Below are 1,762 nucleotides of genomic sequence, written 5' to 3'. Positions count from 1 at the left end.
AAAAGCGTCCTGGTACGTGATCCACACCTTCTCCGGGCAGGAGGCACGCGCGAAGCAATCGCTCCTCGAGCGGGCCAAGCAGTTCAGCCGCGAGGGGGCGTTGGAAGAGATCGTCATCCCCGAGGAGGACGTGGTCGAGGTCGTGAAGGGCCAGCGCCGGACGAGCAAGCGCAAGTTCCTTCCCGGCTACCTGCTGGTGAAGATGCAGCTCGACGACGAGCTCTGGCACATCGTGAAGAACACGGCGAAGATCAGCGGGTTCGTGGGCTCGGGCTCGCAGCCCACGCCGATCCCCGAGGAAGACGTCCGCCGCATGCTGGGGCAGACGCAGACCTCCAAGCCAAAGCCCATGGTGAGCTTCGAGGAAGGCGAGACTGTTCGGGTGATCCACGGACCGTTCACGAACTTCTCCGGCACCGTGGGCGAGGTGAAGCCGGAGAAGGAGCAGGTGCAGGTGCTGGTAGCGGTTTTCGGTCGTGCGACGCCGGTCTGGCTCTCGTACGAGCACGTAGAGAAGGTCTAGGACATGGCCAAGAAAATGGTTGCGGTCGTGAAGCTCCAGTGCCCCGCCGGCGCGGCGAACCCGTCGCCGCCGGTCGGTCCGGCGCTCGGCCAGCACGGCGTGAACATCATGGAGTTCTGCAAGGCGTTCAACGCGCGGACGGCCGATCAGCAGGGCCTGATCATTCCGGCGGTGATCTCGATCTTCTCGGACCGAACCTTCACGTTCGTCCTGAAGACGCCTCCGGCCGCCGTGCTGCTGAAGCGCGCGGCGAAGCTCGCCAAGGGTTCGGGCGAGCCGAACAAGACCAAGGTCGGCAGCGTTTCGCGCAGCCAGGTCAAGGAGATCGCGCAGCTGAAGCTGCCCGATCTGAACGCCAACGACATCGACGCCGCCATGCGAATCATCGAAGGCACGGCGCGCTCGATGGGAATCGAGGTCGAGGCCTGATATGGCAAGAGGGAAGTCCTACCGGTCGATCGCCGAGCGGATCGAGCGCGAGCGCAGCTACACGTTCCGCGAGGGACTCGAGCTGCTCTCCGCGAGCAAGCGGGCGAAGTTCGACGAGACCGCCGAGGTCGCCTTCAATCTCTCCGTCGATCCGCGCCACGCGGACCAGAACGTGCGCGGCGCGGTCTCGCTTCCGCACGGCACCGGCAAGTCGGCGCGCGTGATCGTGTTCGCGAAGGGCGAGAAGGAGCGCGAAGCCCGCGAGGCCGGGGCCGACGCGGTCGGCGGCGACGATCTCGCCGCGAAGATCAACGAGGGCTGGCTCGATTTCGATCGAGTGCTCGCGACGCCCGACATGATGGGCGTGGTCGGAAAGCTCGGACGCGTTCTCGGTCCGCGCGGCCTGATGCCCAACCCGAAGGTCGGCACGGTGACGCAGGACATCGGTCGCGCCGTCGCGGAGCAGAAGGCCGGGAAGATCGAGTTCCGCGTCGACAAGAACGGAATCGTCCACGCACCGTTCGGCAAGCTCAGCTTCACCTCGGAGCAGCTCGGCGCAAACCTGCTCAGCATCACCGAGGCGATCGTCCGGGCCAAGCCGGCGTCGGCCAAGGGCGTGTACATGAAGAAGGTCTCGATCTCGTCGACGATGGGACCGGGAATCCGAATCGATCCAGCGGACCTGCAGGCGCAGCTCGCCAGCTAGGCGGAGGCAATCCATGCTCACCCGACAACAGAAGACCGAGCAGATCGAGGCGCTCCGCAACAAGGTCGCGGGAGCGAATTCGCTGATCGCCGTGGATTTCCGCG

3 protein-coding genes are annotated in these 1,762 nt (G+C 65.5%); all 3 read left to right on the top strand.

The window, feature by feature from the left end; all coding sequences use genetic code 11:
* Positions 1 to 523: transcription termination/antitermination factor NusG (nusG, locus tag FJ108_18520; GenBank protein MBM4337888.1), on the top strand; the 523-nt coding region annotated here is incomplete at its 5' end.
* Positions 524 to 526: 3 nt separating this feature from the next.
* Complete coding sequence (gene rplK / locus FJ108_18515) at positions 527 to 952, top strand: 50S ribosomal protein L11 (protein ID MBM4337887.1); 426 nt, start codon at positions 527 to 529, stop codon at positions 950 to 952.
* Between the two features lies 1 nt (position 953).
* A complete protein-coding gene (locus tag FJ108_18510; GenBank protein MBM4337886.1) occupies positions 954 to 1,658 on the top strand; it encodes a 50S ribosomal protein L1 in 705 nt (234 codons plus the stop codon).
* Positions 1,659 to 1,762 lie beyond the last annotated feature (104 nt).

It is taken from the genome of Deltaproteobacteria bacterium (assembly GCA_016875225.1).
Taxonomy (GTDB): Bacteria; Myxococcota_A; UBA9160; order SZUA-336; family SZUA-336; genus VGRW01.
This window is presented reverse-complemented; position numbering and strand designations above follow the sequence as displayed.